Consider the following 16,487-nt stretch of genomic DNA (forward strand, 5'->3'; position numbering starts at 1 on the left):
GCTGCCGAAGGTGGCGATCGGCACATTCGCGCCACCGCGATTCGGCCTACCATCGGCGGCGATCCTCCCCACGGACGCCACCATGATCCTTGTCCTGCGCCGCGCTGCGTTCGCCGCGGCCTGTGTTTCCCTTGTCGCCGCCGCCCAGGCCGATGCCGCCACTGCCGCCGCCGCGGATGGCGCCGGCACCTACGATCCGCAGGCGCTGTTCGCACCGCTGCAGTTGCCGCAGCCGGCCAATGCCTACCGCAGCGGCGGCGGCGTGCCCGGCCCGCAGTACTGGCAGAACCGCGCCGACTACGACCTGCACGCCACCCTGGAACCGGCCACGCACACGCTGCGCGGCCAGGAGACCATCACCTACAGCAACCGCAGCCCGGACACGCTGGACGTGTTGTGGCTGCAGCTGGACCAGAACCTGTACCGCGCCGATGCCCGTGCCCGCACCCTGCGCGCCGCGCGCGCCGACCGGCCTGCACCGCAGAGCACCGACGGCTACCGCATCGCCAAGGTCGAACTGGAGCAGGGCGGCAAGCGCGTGCCGGCCACCTTCCTGATCGACGACACGCGCATGCGCGTGGACCTGCCGCAGCCGCTGGCCAGCGGCAAGGCGCTGAAGCTGCACATCGACTACGCCTATACCGTGCCCGGCACCTGGGGCGGCCGCACCGCGGTCACGCCCACCGCCGATGGCGACATCTACGAGATCGCGCAGTGGTATCCGCGCATGGCCGTGTACGACGACCTGCGCGGCTGGGACACCCAGCCCTACCTGGGCGCGGAGTTCTACCTGGAGTACGGCGATTTCGACTACGCGGTGACGGTGCCGTGGGACTACCTGGTCGCCGGGTCCGGCGAACTGGTGAACCCGGCGCAGGTGCTCACCGCCACCCAGCGCCAGCGTCTGGCGCAGGCGGCCGCCAGCGACAGCACCGTGACCATCCGCGGCACCGATGAAGTGGGCACGCCGGCCAGCCGGCCCAGCGCCAGCGGCACCCAGACCTGGCGCTTCCACATGGACCACACCCGTGACGTCGCGTTCGCCGCCTCGCCGGCCTTCGTCTGGGATGCGGCGCGGATCAACCTGCCCGCGGGCAAGCATGCGCTGGCGATGTCGGTGTATCCGCGCAGCGCGGTCGGCAGCGACAAGTGGGGCCGCTCCACCGAGTTCGTGAAGGCCTCGATCGAGCACTTCTCGCAGTGGTATCCGTACCCGTGGCCGGCGGCGGTGAACCTGGGCGGCCACGGCGCCGGCATGGAGTACCCGGGCATCGTCTTCGACGACATGGAGGACGGCGGCAAGCAACTGTTCTGGATCACCGCGCACGAACTGGGCCACGGCTGGTTCCCGATGATCGTCGGCTCCAACGAGCGCCGGCATGCGTTCATGGACGAAGGCTTCAACACCTTCATCGACGTCTACGCCTCCGACGCGATCAACCATGGCGAATTCGCGCCCAAGCGCGATGGCGAATATGCGCCCGGCGGCGGCAACCCGGTGGACGAGATCCTGCCGCTGCTGGCCGACGCGAAAGCGCCGACCCTGCTCGATCGCGCCGATGCCACCAGCGAGACCTACCGGCATCCGCTGACCTACTTCAAGGGCGCGCTGGGCCTGGTGCTGCTGCGCGAACAGATCCTCGGGCCGGCGCGCTTCGATCCGGCGTTCCGCAAGTACATCGCCACCTGGGCCTACAAGCACCCGACGCCGTCGGACTTCTTCCGGTTGATGGAGAGCGAATCGGGCGAGGACCTGAGCTGGTGGTGGCGCGGCTGGTACTTCAACAACTGGCAGCTGGACATGGGCGTGCGCGCGGCGGCCTACGTCGACCACGACCCGGCCAAGGGCCTGCTGGTGACCCTGCGCAGCCGCCAGAAGCTGGTGATGCCGGCGACCCTGCGCATCGACTTCGCCGACGGCAGCCACCTCGACCAGCGCGTGCCGGTGGAGACCTGGATGCAGCAGACCCAACCGCAGATCCGCGTGCCCAGCACGCAGAAGGTGCTGCACGTGACCCTGGATCCGGACCACGTGCTGCCCGACGCCGACCGCAGCGACAACCGCCTCGACACGGTGAGCTGAGCCGCGCGCGGCGGGCTGCAGCACCGCCACGCCCGCGCAAACGTGCTGCGGCCGCAACATTCGCGGCCGCCGGCCATCGGCGCACGCTTGTCCCTGTGCGGCGCGCCGGTGGCGTTGGCGTTGCGTGCGATGCGCGTGCGTTCGCCGTCGTTGCCGGCGGCCGGCGCCCACCGTGGCGCGGGTGCGGACGGCCTGTCTCCGCCTGTCGCTGTCTGTCTCCTGCGGACCGTGCGTGTCCGCTTGTCCTGTCCTGTGCGGCGAACGGAGTGTGGGATTCCAGTTCGGCGTCGCGGCGATTGCGTGGGCCGCCGCGCGCATTCCAAGAATGCGCCGGCCCCCACGCCCCCGTGCCGGCGCATGCGCGCACTGCCATGCGGCCTGCACTCATCGCGACAGATGGGAGAGACATCATGCAGCAGCAGTTCCGCAAGGGCGCATTGGCGCTCGCTCTGGCCTTGTGCGCCGCTCCGGCCTTCGCCGGCCCGGTCGGTTATGGGGCCAACACCACCGGCGGCGGCAGTGCCATCCCGGTCAACGTCGCCACGATGGAGGCGATGCAGGCGGCGATCGACAACTATGCCGGCTCCGGCGGCCTGGTGCTCAACTACACCGGCAGCTTCAACTTCGCCAGCATCACCGACGTGTGCACGCAATGGAAGCTGCCGGCCAAGACCGTGCAGATCAAGAACAAGCGCGACATCACCATCAAGGGCGCGAATGGCTCGTCGGCCAACTTCGGTGTGCGTGTGGTCGGCAACGCGCACAACGTCATCATCCGCAACATGACCATCGGCCTGCTGCCGGGCGGCGAGGATGCCGATTCGATTGCGCTGGAAGGCAATTCCAGCGGCCAGCCGTCCAACATCTGGGTGGACCACAACACCATCTTCGCCTCGCTGACCAAGTGCGCCGGCGCAGGCGACGCCTCCTTCGACGGCGGCATCGACATGAAGAAGGGCGTCAACCACGTCACCGTGTCCTACAACTACATCCACGACTACCAGAAGGTCGCGCTCAACGGCTACAGCGACAGCGACACCCAGAACGCCGCCGCGCGTACCACCTACCACCACAACCGCTTCGAGAACGTGGAATCGCGCCTGCCGCTGCAGCGGCGCGGCTTGAGCCACATCTACAACAACTACTTCAACAACGTCTTCACCTCCGGCATCAACGTGCGCATGGGCGGCGTGGCGCTGATCGAGGCCAACTACTTCGAGAACATCAAGAACCCGGTCACCTCGCGCGACAGCAGCGAGATCGGCTACTGGGACCTGATCAACAACTACGTCGGCAGCGGCATCACCTGGACCGTGCCGGAGAGCACCAGCAAGCCCTACGCCAACGCCACCACCTGGATTTCGTCCAAGACCTATCCGGAGCCGCTGGGCTATCTGTACACGGCGATTCCCGCCGCGCAGGTCAAGGCCAAGGTCATCGCTACCGCCGGTGCCGGCACCAACCTGGCCGAGTGAAAAACACCGCCTCCGCTTGCCGCAGCGAGCGGAGGCCGTCGCCGGACGCGTCATGAAAACGTCGCATTTGTGCCGTTTGCAGCATCTTATGCTTCGAATCGAAATCCCCAAATTGGTGCGTGGCTGTGGCGCGCTTGCACCTGAAGGTGCCAAATTTATCGTTGTTTCACATGGGTTTGACGCGATTAGCGGCTTTCGCCGTGCGCGCGCAGCATCGTGCACGCCATGGTCACGATGCTGAGGAAGTCCTGAAGAGTGTGCTTGGTTGCGCATCAAGAATGGCGCGCCGCCGCCGTTACCTGAAACGAGTGCCCGCAGGTGACATCTGCCGATGCGGTCGGGGCTGGAAGTGGCTTTGTCTTCCTCTCCGTCGCATCGCGTCGGGCCACAGGCCTGTCGCTGTCCTGCGCGATCCCGGTCGTGGCGCGGGCTCCTCTCCTTTCCTTACTTGGTGGCCCCTCATGATCGGATTCCTTCAGCGCTACAACGTCGGGACGCGGCTCGCGTCCGCCTTCGGCGTCCTCATCCTGCTGTCCTGTGCGCTCGTGGTCGCCGGCTTGCTGACGTTGAAACAGGCGCGCGAGATGATGGACACCATCGTCAATCGGCGCATGCAGATCCTCGATTACACCGGCGAGATGCGTAACGCCAGCGCGCAGGTAGCGGTCAATCTGCGCAACATCGTGCTGCCGACCACGCAGGAAGAGAACGAGCGGTTCGCCAAGGTCGTCGACCAGCAGCGCCGCTACTACAGCGAGATCCACGACAAGCTCTACGCGATTCCGGTCAGCGACGCCACCGGCGCGCAGATGCGCAAGGCCATCGACGACGCCTACGAGCGGACCCGCCTCGCCAACCAGAAGGTCCTGGACCTGGGCATGGCCAACAAGGCCGATGAGGCATTGAAAGTACTCATGGCGGAGGCCGGGCCGGCGACCCAGCAGTGGCAGGAGGCGATCAATACCTATGCCAACCGGCAGCGCACGCGCGGCGCCGAGGCCTACGCCAGCGCCAACGTGGCGATGGATCGCGGCCGCGGCCTGCTGGTGACCGGCGGCGTCCTGGTGGTGCTGGCCAGCGGCCTGCTGGCCTGGCTGATCACGCGCAGCCTGACCGTGCCGCTGACCCGCGCCACGCGCGTTGCCGAGGCCATCGCCAGCGGCAAGCTGGACAACGACGTGCGCACCGACGCCCGCGACGAGACCGGGCGCCTGCTGGTCGCGATGCAGGGCATGCAGCAGCAGGTCAGCAACCTGATCGGCGCGCAGCTGGAGATGGCCAAGCGCCACGACGCGGGCGAGGTCAGCCATCGCATCGAAGCGCAGGCCTTCCCCGGCGACTACGGCCGCATGGCCGCCGAGACCAACGCGCTCGTCGCCTCGCACCTGGCGGTGAAGACGCGCCTGGCGCAGATCATGGGCCGCTACGCGATCGGCGACCTGTCGCAGGACATGGACCGCCTGCCGGGCGAGGAAGCGGTGCTGAGCCAGACCATGGACGAGGTCAAGGCCAACCTGTCGGCGATGAACGGGCAGATCAAGCAACTGGCGACCTCCGCCGCCGATGGCGATTTCAGCGCACGCGGCGATGCCGAACGCTTCCAGTACGACTTCCGGGTGATGGTGGAGAGCCTGAACCAGCTGATGGCCACTGCCGACGGCAACCTGCAGGCGCTGTCGGCCTTGCTGCAGTCCATCGCCGCGGGCGACCTGACCGCGCGCATGCACGGCGACTTCCGCGGCGTGTTCGCGCAGATGCGCGACGACGCCAACGCCACCGCCGAACAACTGGCCGGCATCGTCGGCCGCATCAAGCATTCGGCGGTGTCGATCAATGCCGCGGCCACCGAGATCGCCGCCGGCAACGACGACCTGTCGCGCCGCACCGAACAGCAGGCCGCCAGCCTGGAAGAAACCGCTGCCTCCATGGAGGAGTTGACCTCCACCGTGCGCCAGAACGCCGAGCATGCCCGCCAGGCCAATCAACTGGCGGTGGGCGCGGCGTCGGTCGCCTCGCAGGGCGGGGCGGTGGTCGGCCAGGTGGTGACCACCATGAGCGGCATCGAGGATGCGTCGCGGCGCATCGCCGACATCATCAGCGTCATCGACGGCATCGCCTTCCAGACCAACATCCTGGCCTTGAATGCCGCGGTGGAAGCGGCACGCGCCGGCGACCAGGGCCGCGGCTTCGCCGTCGTCGCCAGCGAGGTGCGCACCCTGGCGCAACGCTCGGCCAGCGCCGCCAAGGAGATCAAGGGCCTGATCGACGACTCGGTGAGCCGTGTCGCCGAGGGCTCGGCGCTGGTCGACCAGGCCGGCAAGACCATGACCGAGATCGTGAGCTCGGTGCAACGCGTCACCGACATCATGGGCGAGATTTCCGCGGCTTCGCAGGAGCAATCCGCCGGCATCGAGCAGGTCAACCAGACCGTGACGCAGATGGACGAGAGCACCCAGCAGAACGCCGCGTTGGTGGAAGAGGCCAGTGCGGCGGCGCGCTCGATGGAGCAGCAGGCGGTGGAGCTGAGCCAGGCAGTGGCGCTGTTCAAGCTGGACGCCTCGGCGGCCACGCCGGTGGTCCAGGCGCCGCGTCAGCACGCCGCTCCGGCGCCCGCAGGCAAGCGCAGCGTCGGTCCGGCAGTCGTGAAGGCCTTGCCCGCACGACGTGCGGCGCAGCCGGCAGCGGCGATGGCGCTGGACAAGGACTGGCAGGAGTTCTGAGCCGCACGAGGTGTGTCATCGGGCGGGCGGCGCAGTGCGCGCCGCTCGCTCTGTCGAAGGCCGGCGGCCCTGGTGCCGCCGGTGTCGTGTCAGGTCGATCCGGGCGCCGCGCGCGGCGGCCGAGCGACCGCACCCGTGTCGATGGGCGACTGGCCGGAGGGCGTCGCCACCGCGTGCCTTTGCGCCGTGCATCGCTGTCACGTTGCTTCCCTGTGCAGGTGCGCGCGTAGCCTGCTCCATGCGTCCTCCATGCGTCGCCGTCATCCCTGCATTCATCGCGCTTCACCGTCGACGTGCCTCCATGTCGCGCATGCGCCTAGCGCCGTCGCGTAACTCCTTCTCCGACCGATGCGGCAATGCGAACGCGATCGCATTCTTCGCCTGTGCCGCGCATCCGGATGGGGGTGTGCGCCATCGGATCCCCCCATTTTCCGTTCGCCGCGCGCGTGTGCTGCGCGCAAACGTCACGCCGCTTGTTGCAATAAGAAATGCACACGCCTTTCACGCAAAACTGCCGCTTCGCGCGTTGCGCGCATGGGCCCTCCACATCCCTGTCATATGCCTGAGGGTGTTCAATAAATTCTTTGCAATCGCCTCTCAAGTCCGGCCACGGGGGGCCGTTACATCGCCCGCACATTGAGCGGGATGCGTCATCAAGCGTTTGATTCGAAACGCTTTTTCACGGGTTCTTCATCCTGATTCGATGCGGGCGTGCACAACGGCGACTGGTCGGCGTGCGCGGTCCGGGGCAACCGATCGCCCCTTTCAAATTCCCCCAAACAGGCCATTCCATGATTGCATTCCTTCAGCGCTACAACGTCGGTGCCCGGCTCGCCACCGCGTTCGGCCTTCTCATCCTGCTGTCTTCGGCGCTGGTCGTCGCCGGGCTGTTCACCCTGTTCCAGGCGCGCGAGCGGCTGGACGGCATCGTCCAGCGCAATATCGCCGCGATCCGTGCCTCCAGCGAGATGCTCAACGCGAGCTCTGCCGTGGCGATCAATGTCCGCAACATCGTGTTGCCGACGTCCCAGGAAGACAACATCCGCTTCGCCAAGGTCATCACCGAGCAGCGCGCGCGCTATCAGGCGGCACGCAATCGGGCGGGTGCCATTCCCAGTGGTGCGCAGAGCCAGGCCGTGCTGGAGGAGGTCGATCGCGCCCGCGCGGTGACCGTGGACGTCAACAACCGCGTCATCGACCTGGGCATGCACTACAAGCCGGATGAGGCGCTGGCCCTGCTGATGGGGAAGTCTGCGCCGCTGACACAGAAATGGCAGGATGCGATCGCCCGCTACGCCGATCTGCAGGCCACCCGCAGCAACGAGGCCTATGCGGCCGCGACGGCGGCGATGGCGCGTGGGCGTGCCATGCTCATCGCCGGCGGCCTGGCGGTGGTGCTGGTCAGCAGCGTGCTGGCCTGGCTGATCACCCGCAGCCTGACCGTGCCGTTGAATCGTGCCACCCGTGCCGCCGAGGCCATCGCGGCCGGCCGCCTGGACAACGACGTGGCCACCGACGCGCGTGACGAACCTGGCCGCCTGCTGCTGGCGATGGGCGGAATGCAGACGCAGTTGCAGCGCTTCTCCCGCGAAACCGCGTTGATGATCGAACTGCATGCCGACAAGGACATCAGCCACCGCATGCCACAGGATTTCCCGGGTGTGTACGGCGAGCTGAGCAAGGGCATCAACACCATGATGTTCGAGCACCTGGATGCCATCGTCGAGGCGGTGGAGATCCTCAACGAGTACGCCAACGGCGACCTGCGCCGCGACGCGCGTCGCCTGCCCGGCAGCCGTGCGGTGCTGCACGAGTCGATGGATGCGGCCAAGACCAGCCTGCTGGCGATCAATACCGAGATCAAGCGCCTGGCGGCCGCGGCCGCGGCCGGCGACTTCAGCGCCCGCGGCGATGCCGCGCACTTCCAGCACGACTTCCGGCTGATGGTGCAGGACCTCAACGCGATGATGGAGGTCAGCGACCGCAACCTGGGCAAGCTGTCGTCCCTGCTGCAGGCCATCGCCGCCGGCGATCTCACCGCGCGCATGCACGGCGAGTTCCACGGGGTGTTCGCGCGGATGCGCGACGATGCCAACGCCACCGCCGACCAGTTGACCGGTATCGTCGGCCGCATCCAGACCGCCGCGGTCAGCATCAATGCTGCCGCCACCGAGATCGCCACCGGCAACGACGATCTGTCGCGCCGCACCGAGCAGCAGGCCGCCAGCCTGGAGGAGACCGCGGCCTCGATGGAAGAGCTGACCTCCACGGTGAAGCAGAACGCCGAACACGCGCGCCAGGCCAACCAGCTCGCCAGCGGCGCGGCCTCGGTGGCCTCGCAGGGCGGCGTGGTGGTGGGCCAGGTGGTCGAGACCATGAGCGGCATCGAGGCGTCCTCGAAGAAGATCGTCGACATCATCGGCGTGATCGACGGCATCGCGTTCCAGACCAATATCCTGGCGCTCAATGCCGCGGTGGAAGCGGCGCGTGCCGGCGAACAGGGCCGCGGCTTCGCCGTGGTCGCCAGCGAAGTGCGGACCCTGGCGCAGCGTTCGGCCAACGCCGCCAAGGAGATCAAGGGTCTGATCGACGACTCGGTGACCCGTGTCGCTGAGGGCTCGGCGCTGGTCGATCGCGCCGGCAGCACCATGCAGGAGATCGTGGCCTCGGTGCAGCGCGTCACCGACATCATGGGCGAGATCTCCGCGGCCTCGCAGGAGCAGTCGGCCGGCATCGAGCAGGTCAACCAGACCGTCACCCAGATGGACGAAAGCACGCAGCAGAATGCGGCGCTGGTGGAAGAAGCCACCGCGGCCGCGCGTTCGATGGAGCAGCAGTCGGTGGAGCTGACCCAGGCGGTGGCGCTGTTCAAGCTGGAGGGCGCGCCCGCTGCAGCGCCGTCGCCGGCACCGATGCAGCCACGCGCCAGGACTGTCGTGCCGACAGCTACCCGCAGCCCGCGCCCGCTGGCCGCGGCCGCACCGGCACGGCGCGCGCCGGCGTTCGCCGCGGCGGTGGCGCTGGACAAGGACTGGCAGGAGTTCTGAGCCGACGCGGTCCGGTGTCCCGGATCGCGCGTGCGGCCGTCTTCCTGGGAAGGCGGCCGCTTGCGTTTGTGCGTCGCTGCGCGATGTGCGCGATTCGGCCGCTGGATGCGAGCAGGCGGAGGCCGGTGCGAAGTGCGAGGCGACGCCTCGCCTTGCCGCTGGCGAATTGCCCTCTGCAGTAAGAAGAAGCGGCGCGAATGCGGAGGACATCGCCCTCGCCGGGCGCTGCGGCGGCCGCTCCCGATCGGGCGGCCGAGGTCATCGACGCCCGCACTCAAATAGCGCCGCGGCCGCAGTGGGCGGCCGCGGCGCCCAGGTGGCGCTTACTGCGGCGGCTTGGTCTGCGGGGTCTTGATCACGTACGAGGTGATGTATTCGCCGTTGGAGCCGTAGACCACCACGATGGTGGTGGTGGCGTCGCGGTAGACCACGGTGGCGTTGCACGGGCAGCTGGCCGCGGCGGTCACCATGCCCAGCGGCTGGTTCTTCGCATCGTTGACCGCGATCATCTGCTCCTCGGCGGCGCTGCCGATCGGCAGCCGCGTGTCGGTGCCCGGCGTGGCGCTGAGCACGGTGATGACCTCGTCCTGCAGCGAGTTGATCTGCACGAAGCGCAGGCCGGCCTTCTCGAACGTGTAGACCTTGAACAGCGGCGACAGGCTGACGTTCTGCTTGCCGATGGGCAGGCGTTCGCCCATGCCCTGGATCGCGTCGGCGGCGTTGAGCGGCGCGCGCTGGGCGGCCTGCAGGCAGGGCGCGGCCAGCGCGGCCGCCAGCATGGTGAGGGTCAGCAGCGGTTTGATCATGGTGTCTCTCCTTGTCTGGATGTACGGACCTGTACGCCATGGGACGAGCGACAGCCGTGGTCCTTTCCGGCCGGAGCGCCCGCAACGGGCCGTCTCCCGGTCCGTCGTCGCCTGCGGTCCTCCCGGTTCCGCGTTCGCCCTCATCGGCAGGTGCGGAAATAGGAGACTTTTCAAGCGTTGAGTTCAGTATTTCTGACGTTAGCATTGCTGTCAACAAGCAAAATCAACCATATGAGCCGAAATGACGTTGGCGCCGCATGTAAGGTAATTCCGTATATTGGTGGCGTCGGTTCGTTCCGCCGTGTCGTTTCCAGGGAAGGGTGGCCGTCGGCATCGCGTGCGCGGCGTTGTTGGTGCCCACGTGCGCGGATCCGCGCTGCGTTGCAGCAGCCATCCCGCTGCGGCGGGCCGATCCGCGGCCGCAAGCGGCCAAACGCGTGCGCAGCCGCACGTCGTCGCCGTCAGCCTGTATCGTGTCGCGTTTTCCGCACCCGACCGAGCCGATGCCGCATCCGTCCGCGCCTGTCCCGCCTGCCGCCGCTCCCGCCCTGCGCCACGCGCTGAAACCACGGCAACTGATCATGATGGGATTGGGCAGCGCGATCGGCGCCGGCCTGTTCCTGGGCTCCGGCGTCGGCGTGCACGCGGCAGGGCCGGCGGTGTTGATCTCCTACCTGGTCGCCGGCGCGCTGGTGATCATCGTGATGAACGCGCTGGGCGAGATGGCCGCGGCCAAGCCGGCCAGCGGCGCGTTCTCGGTCTATGCCGCCGACGCGATGGGGCCGACCGCCGGCGCCACCGTGGGCTGGCTGTGGTGGCTGCAACTGGTGATCGTGATCGCCGCCGAGGCGGTGGGCGCGGCCGGCCTGCTGGCGACGGTGTGGCCGGGCTTGCCGGTGCCGATGGCCGCGATCGCGTTCATGGCCGCGTTCACCGCGATCAACCTGTTGGGCGTGCGCAACTTCGGCGAGTTCGAATTCTGGTTCGCCATCCTCAAGGTGGCGGCGATCGTCGGTTTCATCCTGGTCGGCATCGCCTTGCTGGCCGGCTGGCTGCCTGGTGTTCCCTCGCCGGGCCTGTCCAACGTTACCGGCAACGGCGGCTTCGCGCCGAAGGGCCTGGCCGGCATCGGCGCGGCGCTGCTGGTGGTGGTGTTCGCCTTCGGCGGCACCGAGATCGTGGCGGTGGCCGCGGCCGAGACCGCCGACCCGGAGCGCAGCATCGCCCGTGCCATCCGTACCGTCGCCTGGCGCATCCTGGTGTTCTACATCGGCTCGCTGAGCGTGATCATCGCGGTAGTGCCATGGCAGAGCAAGGCGCTGAGTTCGCCGTTCGCCGCGGTGCTGCAGGTGGCCAACATTCCCGGCGCCGCCACCGGCATCACCCTGATCGCGGTGATCGCGTTGCTGTCGGCGCTCAACGCCAATCTGTACGGCGCCTCGCGGATGATCTTCTCGCTGGCCCAGCGCGGCGAAGCGCCGCGCGCGCTGGCCGCATCCAGTCGGCAGCAGGTGCCGTGGCTGGCGGTGCTGGCCAGCGTGCTGTTCGGCTTCGTCGCCGCGGTGCTGGAACTGCTGTATCCCAACCGGGTGCTGCCGGTGCTGCTGAACATCGTCGGCGCCACCTGCCTGCTGGTGTGGACGATCTCGCTGCTGTCGCAACTGATCCTGCGCGCGCGCGCCGACCGCGCCGGCACCCGCCTGCCGTTTCGCATGCGCGGCTATCCGGTGCTCACCGTGCTGGCGCTGGCGATCCTGGCGCTGATCTTCGGCCTGCTGGTGGCCTCGCCGGACACCCGCACGCAGTTCCTGTCGATGGCGGCGCTGACCGCGGTGATTGCCGTGGTCAGCGGCGTGGCGCGGCGGCTGCGCGCGGGGTAGGGCGCGCGCTCCAGCGGTGGCGGCATGCCGTTGTGGGAGGGACTTCAGTCCCGACGCGTGAGGGTGTCGGACGGCGTTTGCTTCGTTCGTCGCGGCTGCATGACAGCGCTTCGCGCGCGTCATGTGTGTCGCCGCAGCGGCGGCGCGTGTTGCTTTTCATGGAGCAACCGCGGCAGGTGTCCGCGGCAAGGCCTGTCGCGGCTGAAGCCGCTCCTACAGGGGAATTCTGCGAGCTGCCCGATGCCCTCGTAGGAGCGGCTTCAGCCGCGACGCGCTGCGATGGACGACACCGCGACCGACCCGCGATCGCTGCATGCGCGGACTGGGTGCCCATCCCGCGGGCTTGATCGCCATGGGCGATCCACCACGTGCACGCGTGCCGCTCAGCCCAGCAGCAGGCGCGCACCCAGGGCGCACAGCAGCGCCGGCGGCATCACCAGCGCACCGACCTTGAGGAAGCGCCAGAAGCCCACGTCCTCGCCTTCGCGGCGGATCGCGGTCAGCCACAGGATGGTCGCCAGCGAGCCGGTGATCGACAGGTTCGGCCCCAGGTCCACGCCGATCAGCAGCGCGTCCACCACCAGTTGCGGTGGCTGCGCCTGGGCCACGGTGGTGCTGGCGATCAGGCCGGCCGGCAGGTTGTTCATCAGGTTCGAGCCGAACGCCAGCAGGGTGCCGGCGATGCCGGCGGTGGCCTGCGGCGAGTGTGCGGCAGCGTCGGTCAGGGTGCGCGCGAGCAGGCCGATCACGCCGGTGCGCGACAGCGCCTCCACCAGCACGAACAGGCCGGCCACCAGCGGCAGCACCGACCACGACACCGCCTTGGCCATCGGCAGCGGCGACTGCCGGCCGCCCAGGCACACCACGCCCAGCGTCGCCAGGCCGGCCAGGCAGGTCGGCAGGCCCAGGTCCAGGCCCAGCGCGGAGACGCCGACCAGCAGCACTGCGGTGGCGAGGATGCCGACCAGGGCGAAGGTGCCGCCGCGGGTCAGCGGCACCGTGTCCACGCGCGCGGCGCAATGGCCGGTCAGGTCCTTGCGCTCGGCCCAGCGCAGCATCACGAAGGTCACCCCGATCGCCAGCAGCGACGGCAGCGCGAACGCGGCCATCCACGCGCCCAGGGTCGGCATCTTGCCGCCGTACAGCACCAGGTTGGCGGGGTTGGAGATCGGCAGCACGAAGCTGGCGGCGTTGGCGATCAGCGCGCAGGCGAACAGCAGCGGCAGCGGCTTGGCGCCGGCCTTGCGCGCGGCCGCGTACACCGCCGGGGTCAGCACCACCGCGGTGGCGTCGTTGGACAGGAACGCGGTGACCACGATGCCGACGCCGAACACCAGCGCGAACAGGCGCTGGGTCGAGCCCTTGGCCAGGTTCACCGCATGCATCGCCACCCAGTCGAACAGGCCTTCGGCGCGCGCGGTCTCCGACAGCAGCATCATGCCGATCAGGAACAGGTACACGTCCAGGCCCTTGAGTACCGCCTGCCAGGCCTCACCGCCGGGCATCAAGCCCACCACCATCAGCAGCAGCGCGCCGCCCACCGCCCAGCACGCCTCGGGCAGCTTGAACGGCCGCGCGATCACGCCGGCCGTGGCCAGCGCGCAGATGCTCCAGGTGGCGAGATTGGCCGTGTGCGCGACGGGCATGCTCATGCCGCCGCTGCCGTGGCACGGGCGCCGAGGCGCGCGCGCGAACAGGCCGCTGGGGCGAGGCAGGGGAGGGCGATGGGAGAGGGCACGGGCATGGGGCGGCGGGCAGCGCAGTCCGAGGGGCGTGCAGGATAGCAGCGGGGCAGGTGCAGGCCGGGCCGACATGGGGGCTTCGGCGCCCGCGGTTTAGCTTGCGTAGACACGCGCAGCGGGGCGTTCCGCACATCCCTGCACGCCAGGACCGCGCGGCGCCGCGGTGCCGCTACCCCAGATGGCGTGCGATCCACCCTTGCACGAACGCCACGGGTCCGGTCCTTGGCGGCGGCGTCAGCCCGGCGCTGCGCACGAAGCCGGTGGCGGCCTGGGCCAGTGCCTGGTTGGCGCGACGCACGGCCTGCTGCGCGGCCGCCTGCTGCTGGCGCAACTGCACCAGGTGCAGCGACGGCCGCCCGGGCGGGGCGAACTTCTGGTCGCGACGCAGCGCATCGGCGGACAGGCGGCTGGCCTGCGCGGCCTGATGCAGGGCGTCCAGTGCGTCCAGCACCTGCAACAGCCAGCGTCCGCTGTCGCTGAGCTGCAGGGGAGAGGCATCGTCGTCGCATGCCGGCAGCAGCAGCGGTGGAATCGCCGCACCGGGGATCGTCGCCGCACCTGGATCCAGGGCGCGCAGGCGGGCGTGGAAGGCGGTCTGCGATGCGGAAGGAATGGTCGCCATGCCGGCCCTGTGCGCGAAAGCGCGGACTGTACGCGCTTTGGCGCATCGCCGACAGGTGATGGCGTCGCGCGCTGGGGATTGTCCTGCGTCACCGCAGGACCGCTGCGCCCTGCCTGCAGCGCCGCGCTCCATGTTTGCCGCGTCGCGCCCGATCGCACCCTCATGTTGCTGGCCGCCGACGCATGCCGCGCGTCTGGGGCTGGCGGAAGCCGACAGGCCTGGCCGTGGCGCATTGGCGCGCATAGATCTGCGTCGTTGCGTTCGCTGCAGGCATGCAAGCTCATAGCGCGACATGCGCGGTAGTGCGAGCGGGCCCTAATGCGGTGGCGACGCTGCCGCCTCCATCCGGTCGAGATACTGCAGTTCGTGCAGGGCGACGGCATTGCCGGGTTCCAGCTCCAGCGACTGCTGCAGGGCCGCGCGGGCGCCGGCCTTGTCCGGTGTGTCGATCAACAGCGAGCCGATGCCACGCAGCGCGATCGCGCGGCCTGCGCGCGCCCGTGGCGAAACGTCGGCCAGCGCCAGCGCCTGCCGATAGCTGGCGAGCGCTTCGTCCGTGCGCTTGAGGTTGCGCAATGCATAGCCGCGTTCGGTATAGGCGGAGAACAGATACGGCCCGAGCGCGATCGCTTGGTCGAGCCATGCCAGCGCCTCCGACCACTGCCGTTGTGCGGCGGCGGCAAAGCCGCGCATCTGCAGCGCGTTGGCGCAACTGAGGTCGATCCATTCGGTCGGCTGGCCGTCGTCATGGGCGGCCATGTAGGCCTCGTACTCGTGCACGTCGGCGACGCTGATCACGCGCAGGCCGGGCCGTTGCCAGCTGCTGCAATGGGCGATGATCCGGTCCAGCAGGGCGATGTCCGCCGCATCCATGCTGTCCAGGCGTGTCTGCAGCGTGGCGATGTCCTTGCGGTACTCCACGCCTGGGCGTGCGGTCGCCGCCTTGCCTTGCAGGTAGGTGGTGACCGGCTCGGTCAGCGCCTGTGCCGCCGCGCCATGGCCGGCGCAGGCCAACAGCGCGCACACTGTGGCGCGCAGCATCCCCTTGTGTCGCATGCATCCCCCTGCATCGAACGGTGGTGGAAAGTCGCTGTCAGGTAAGCACCCCGGTTACACCAAGGCAAGCGCGCAACGCATGGCCGCCGCACTCAGTTGTCGGCGGTGGTCGGCGTGGCGGCGTCGCTGCGCTTCTGCGCGAACAGCCACTGCCACATCTTCGGATCGCGGTAGGTGGCATCCCAGGCGTTGTGGTTGCCCTGCGGGTATTCGGTGTAGCGCACGTCGGCGTCGAGGTTCTTGAACGCACGCACGATCTTGCGGTCGTCGTGCGGCAGCACCACGTCGTCCTGGGCGCCGTGGAAGATCCACACCGGCACGTGCCGCAGGCGCTGCGCCAGCGCGCTGTAGGGATCGGCCAGATAGGCCACCGGCGTCACCACCAGGTACTCGCGGTCCTCGTGCGGGGACAGGATCGCGCCGCAGATCGGCACCAGCGCGGCGAAGCGCTGCGGCTGCTTGAGGGCGATCTCCCAGGTGCCGTAGCCGCCCATCGACATGCCGGTCAGATAGGTGCGTTGCGGGTCGCCGTTGAACTCGGCGCTGCTGTCGTCCAGCGCCTGCAGCGCCATGGTCGCGTTGGCGCCGTTCCATTCCTCGCCGTCGGGCGCCTGCGGCATCACCACCAGGGCCGGGAAGTCGGCCAGGTGGCGACGCAGATAGGGCCCCAGGCCGGACGTGGTCTGGTCGCGGCCGTCGTCGCCGCGCTCGCCGGAGCCGTGCAGGAACAGCACCACCGGTACCGGGCCCTGGCGATGCGCCGGCGCCGGCACGAACACCTGGTAGCGGTAGATGCGTCCGTCGAGGGTGAGCTGGCGGCTGACGAAGTGGCCGGTGGCGGGGTCGCTGGGCAAGCTGCTGCAGCCGACCATCGACAGGCACAGCAGAAGCAGCAACGAACGCATCGACATGGCTGGCCCTCGGGTGGTGAGCCCGCAGTATCGTGGCCTTGGCGTCTTTCCGACAACCCGGACAGCGGCGGCGGACATGCGCCAGTCAGCCGCCGGCCAAGGCGCGTGCCGGCGGTGTGCGCGTCGTGCCGGGGTGGCTGCGGCG

10 protein-coding genes are annotated in these 16,487 nt (G+C 69.0%); 5 read left to right on the plus strand and 5 right to left on the minus strand.

Features of this window, described 5'->3' with window-relative positions; all coding sequences use genetic code 11:
• Positions 1-82 precede the first annotated feature (82 nt).
• From J7357_RS00815 to J7357_RS00830, 4 genes are all read left to right on the plus strand, one after another.
• A complete protein-coding gene (locus J7357_RS00815; protein ID WP_209244226.1) occupies positions 83-2,083 on the plus strand; it encodes a M1 family metallopeptidase in 2,001 nt (666 codons plus the stop codon).
• A gap of 410 nt (positions 2,084-2,493) precedes the next feature.
• The gene (locus tag J7357_RS00820; protein WP_010344122.1) at positions 2,494-3,558 is read left to right on the plus strand and encodes a polysaccharide lyase family 1 protein; all 1,065 of its coding nucleotides are present in this window, start codon (positions 2,494-2,496) and stop codon (positions 3,556-3,558) included.
• A 461-nt stretch (positions 3,559-4,019) separates the two neighbouring features.
• Positions 4,020-6,278 (plus strand): methyl-accepting chemotaxis protein, encoded by a 2,259-nt coding sequence (locus J7357_RS00825; RefSeq protein ID WP_209244227.1) that lies wholly within the window; start codon positions 4,020-4,022, stop codon positions 6,276-6,278.
• 791 nt (positions 6,279-7,069) lie between these two features.
• The gene (locus tag J7357_RS00830; protein WP_209244228.1) at positions 7,070-9,325 is read left to right on the plus strand and encodes a methyl-accepting chemotaxis protein; all 2,256 of its coding nucleotides are present in this window, start codon (positions 7,070-7,072) and stop codon (positions 9,323-9,325) included.
• Positions 9,326-9,648: 323 nt separating this feature from the next.
• Here the strand turns inward: J7357_RS00830 and J7357_RS00835 are convergent, their stop codons facing one another.
• The gene (locus tag J7357_RS00835; RefSeq protein WP_041500367.1) at positions 9,649-10,131 is read right to left on the minus strand and encodes a hypothetical protein; all 483 of its coding nucleotides are present in this window, start codon (positions 10,129-10,131) and stop codon (positions 9,649-9,651) included.
• 503 nt (positions 10,132-10,634) lie between these two features.
• Between J7357_RS00835 and J7357_RS00840 the strand changes: the two genes are divergently transcribed.
• Positions 10,635-12,011, plus strand: a complete 1,377-nt coding sequence (locus J7357_RS00840; RefSeq protein ID WP_209244229.1) for an amino acid permease — start codon at positions 10,635-10,637, stop codon at positions 12,009-12,011.
• 383 nt (positions 12,012-12,394) lie between these two features.
• Here J7357_RS00840 and J7357_RS00845 read toward each other — a convergent pair whose 3' ends face one another.
• The 4 genes from J7357_RS00845 to J7357_RS00860 form a co-directional block, all read right to left on the minus strand.
• Positions 12,395-13,663 carry an arsenic transporter gene (locus tag J7357_RS00845; protein ID WP_209244230.1) on the minus strand — a complete coding sequence of 423 codons (1,269 nt, stop codon included), beginning with the start codon at positions 13,661-13,663 and terminating at the stop codon, positions 12,395-12,397.
• A gap of 259 nt (positions 13,664-13,922) precedes the next feature.
• The gene (locus J7357_RS00850; RefSeq protein WP_209244231.1) at positions 13,923-14,375 is read right to left on the minus strand and encodes a hypothetical protein; all 453 of its coding nucleotides are present in this window, start codon (positions 14,373-14,375) and stop codon (positions 13,923-13,925) included.
• Positions 14,376-14,690: 315 nt separating this feature from the next.
• Positions 14,691-15,431, minus strand: coding sequence for a hypothetical protein (locus J7357_RS00855; protein ID WP_244667172.1), 741 nt, complete (start codon positions 15,429-15,431; stop codon positions 14,691-14,693).
• Positions 15,432-15,523: 92 nt separating this feature from the next.
• A complete protein-coding gene (locus J7357_RS00860; protein WP_209244232.1) occupies positions 15,524-16,342 on the minus strand; it encodes a prolyl oligopeptidase family serine peptidase in 819 nt (272 codons plus the stop codon).
• Between the last annotated feature and the right edge of the window lie 145 nt (positions 16,343-16,487).

It is taken from the genome of Xanthomonas sp. D-109, assembly GCF_017746095.1.
Lineage (GTDB): Bacteria > Pseudomonadota > Gammaproteobacteria > Xanthomonadales > Xanthomonadaceae > Xanthomonas_A > Xanthomonas_A sacchari.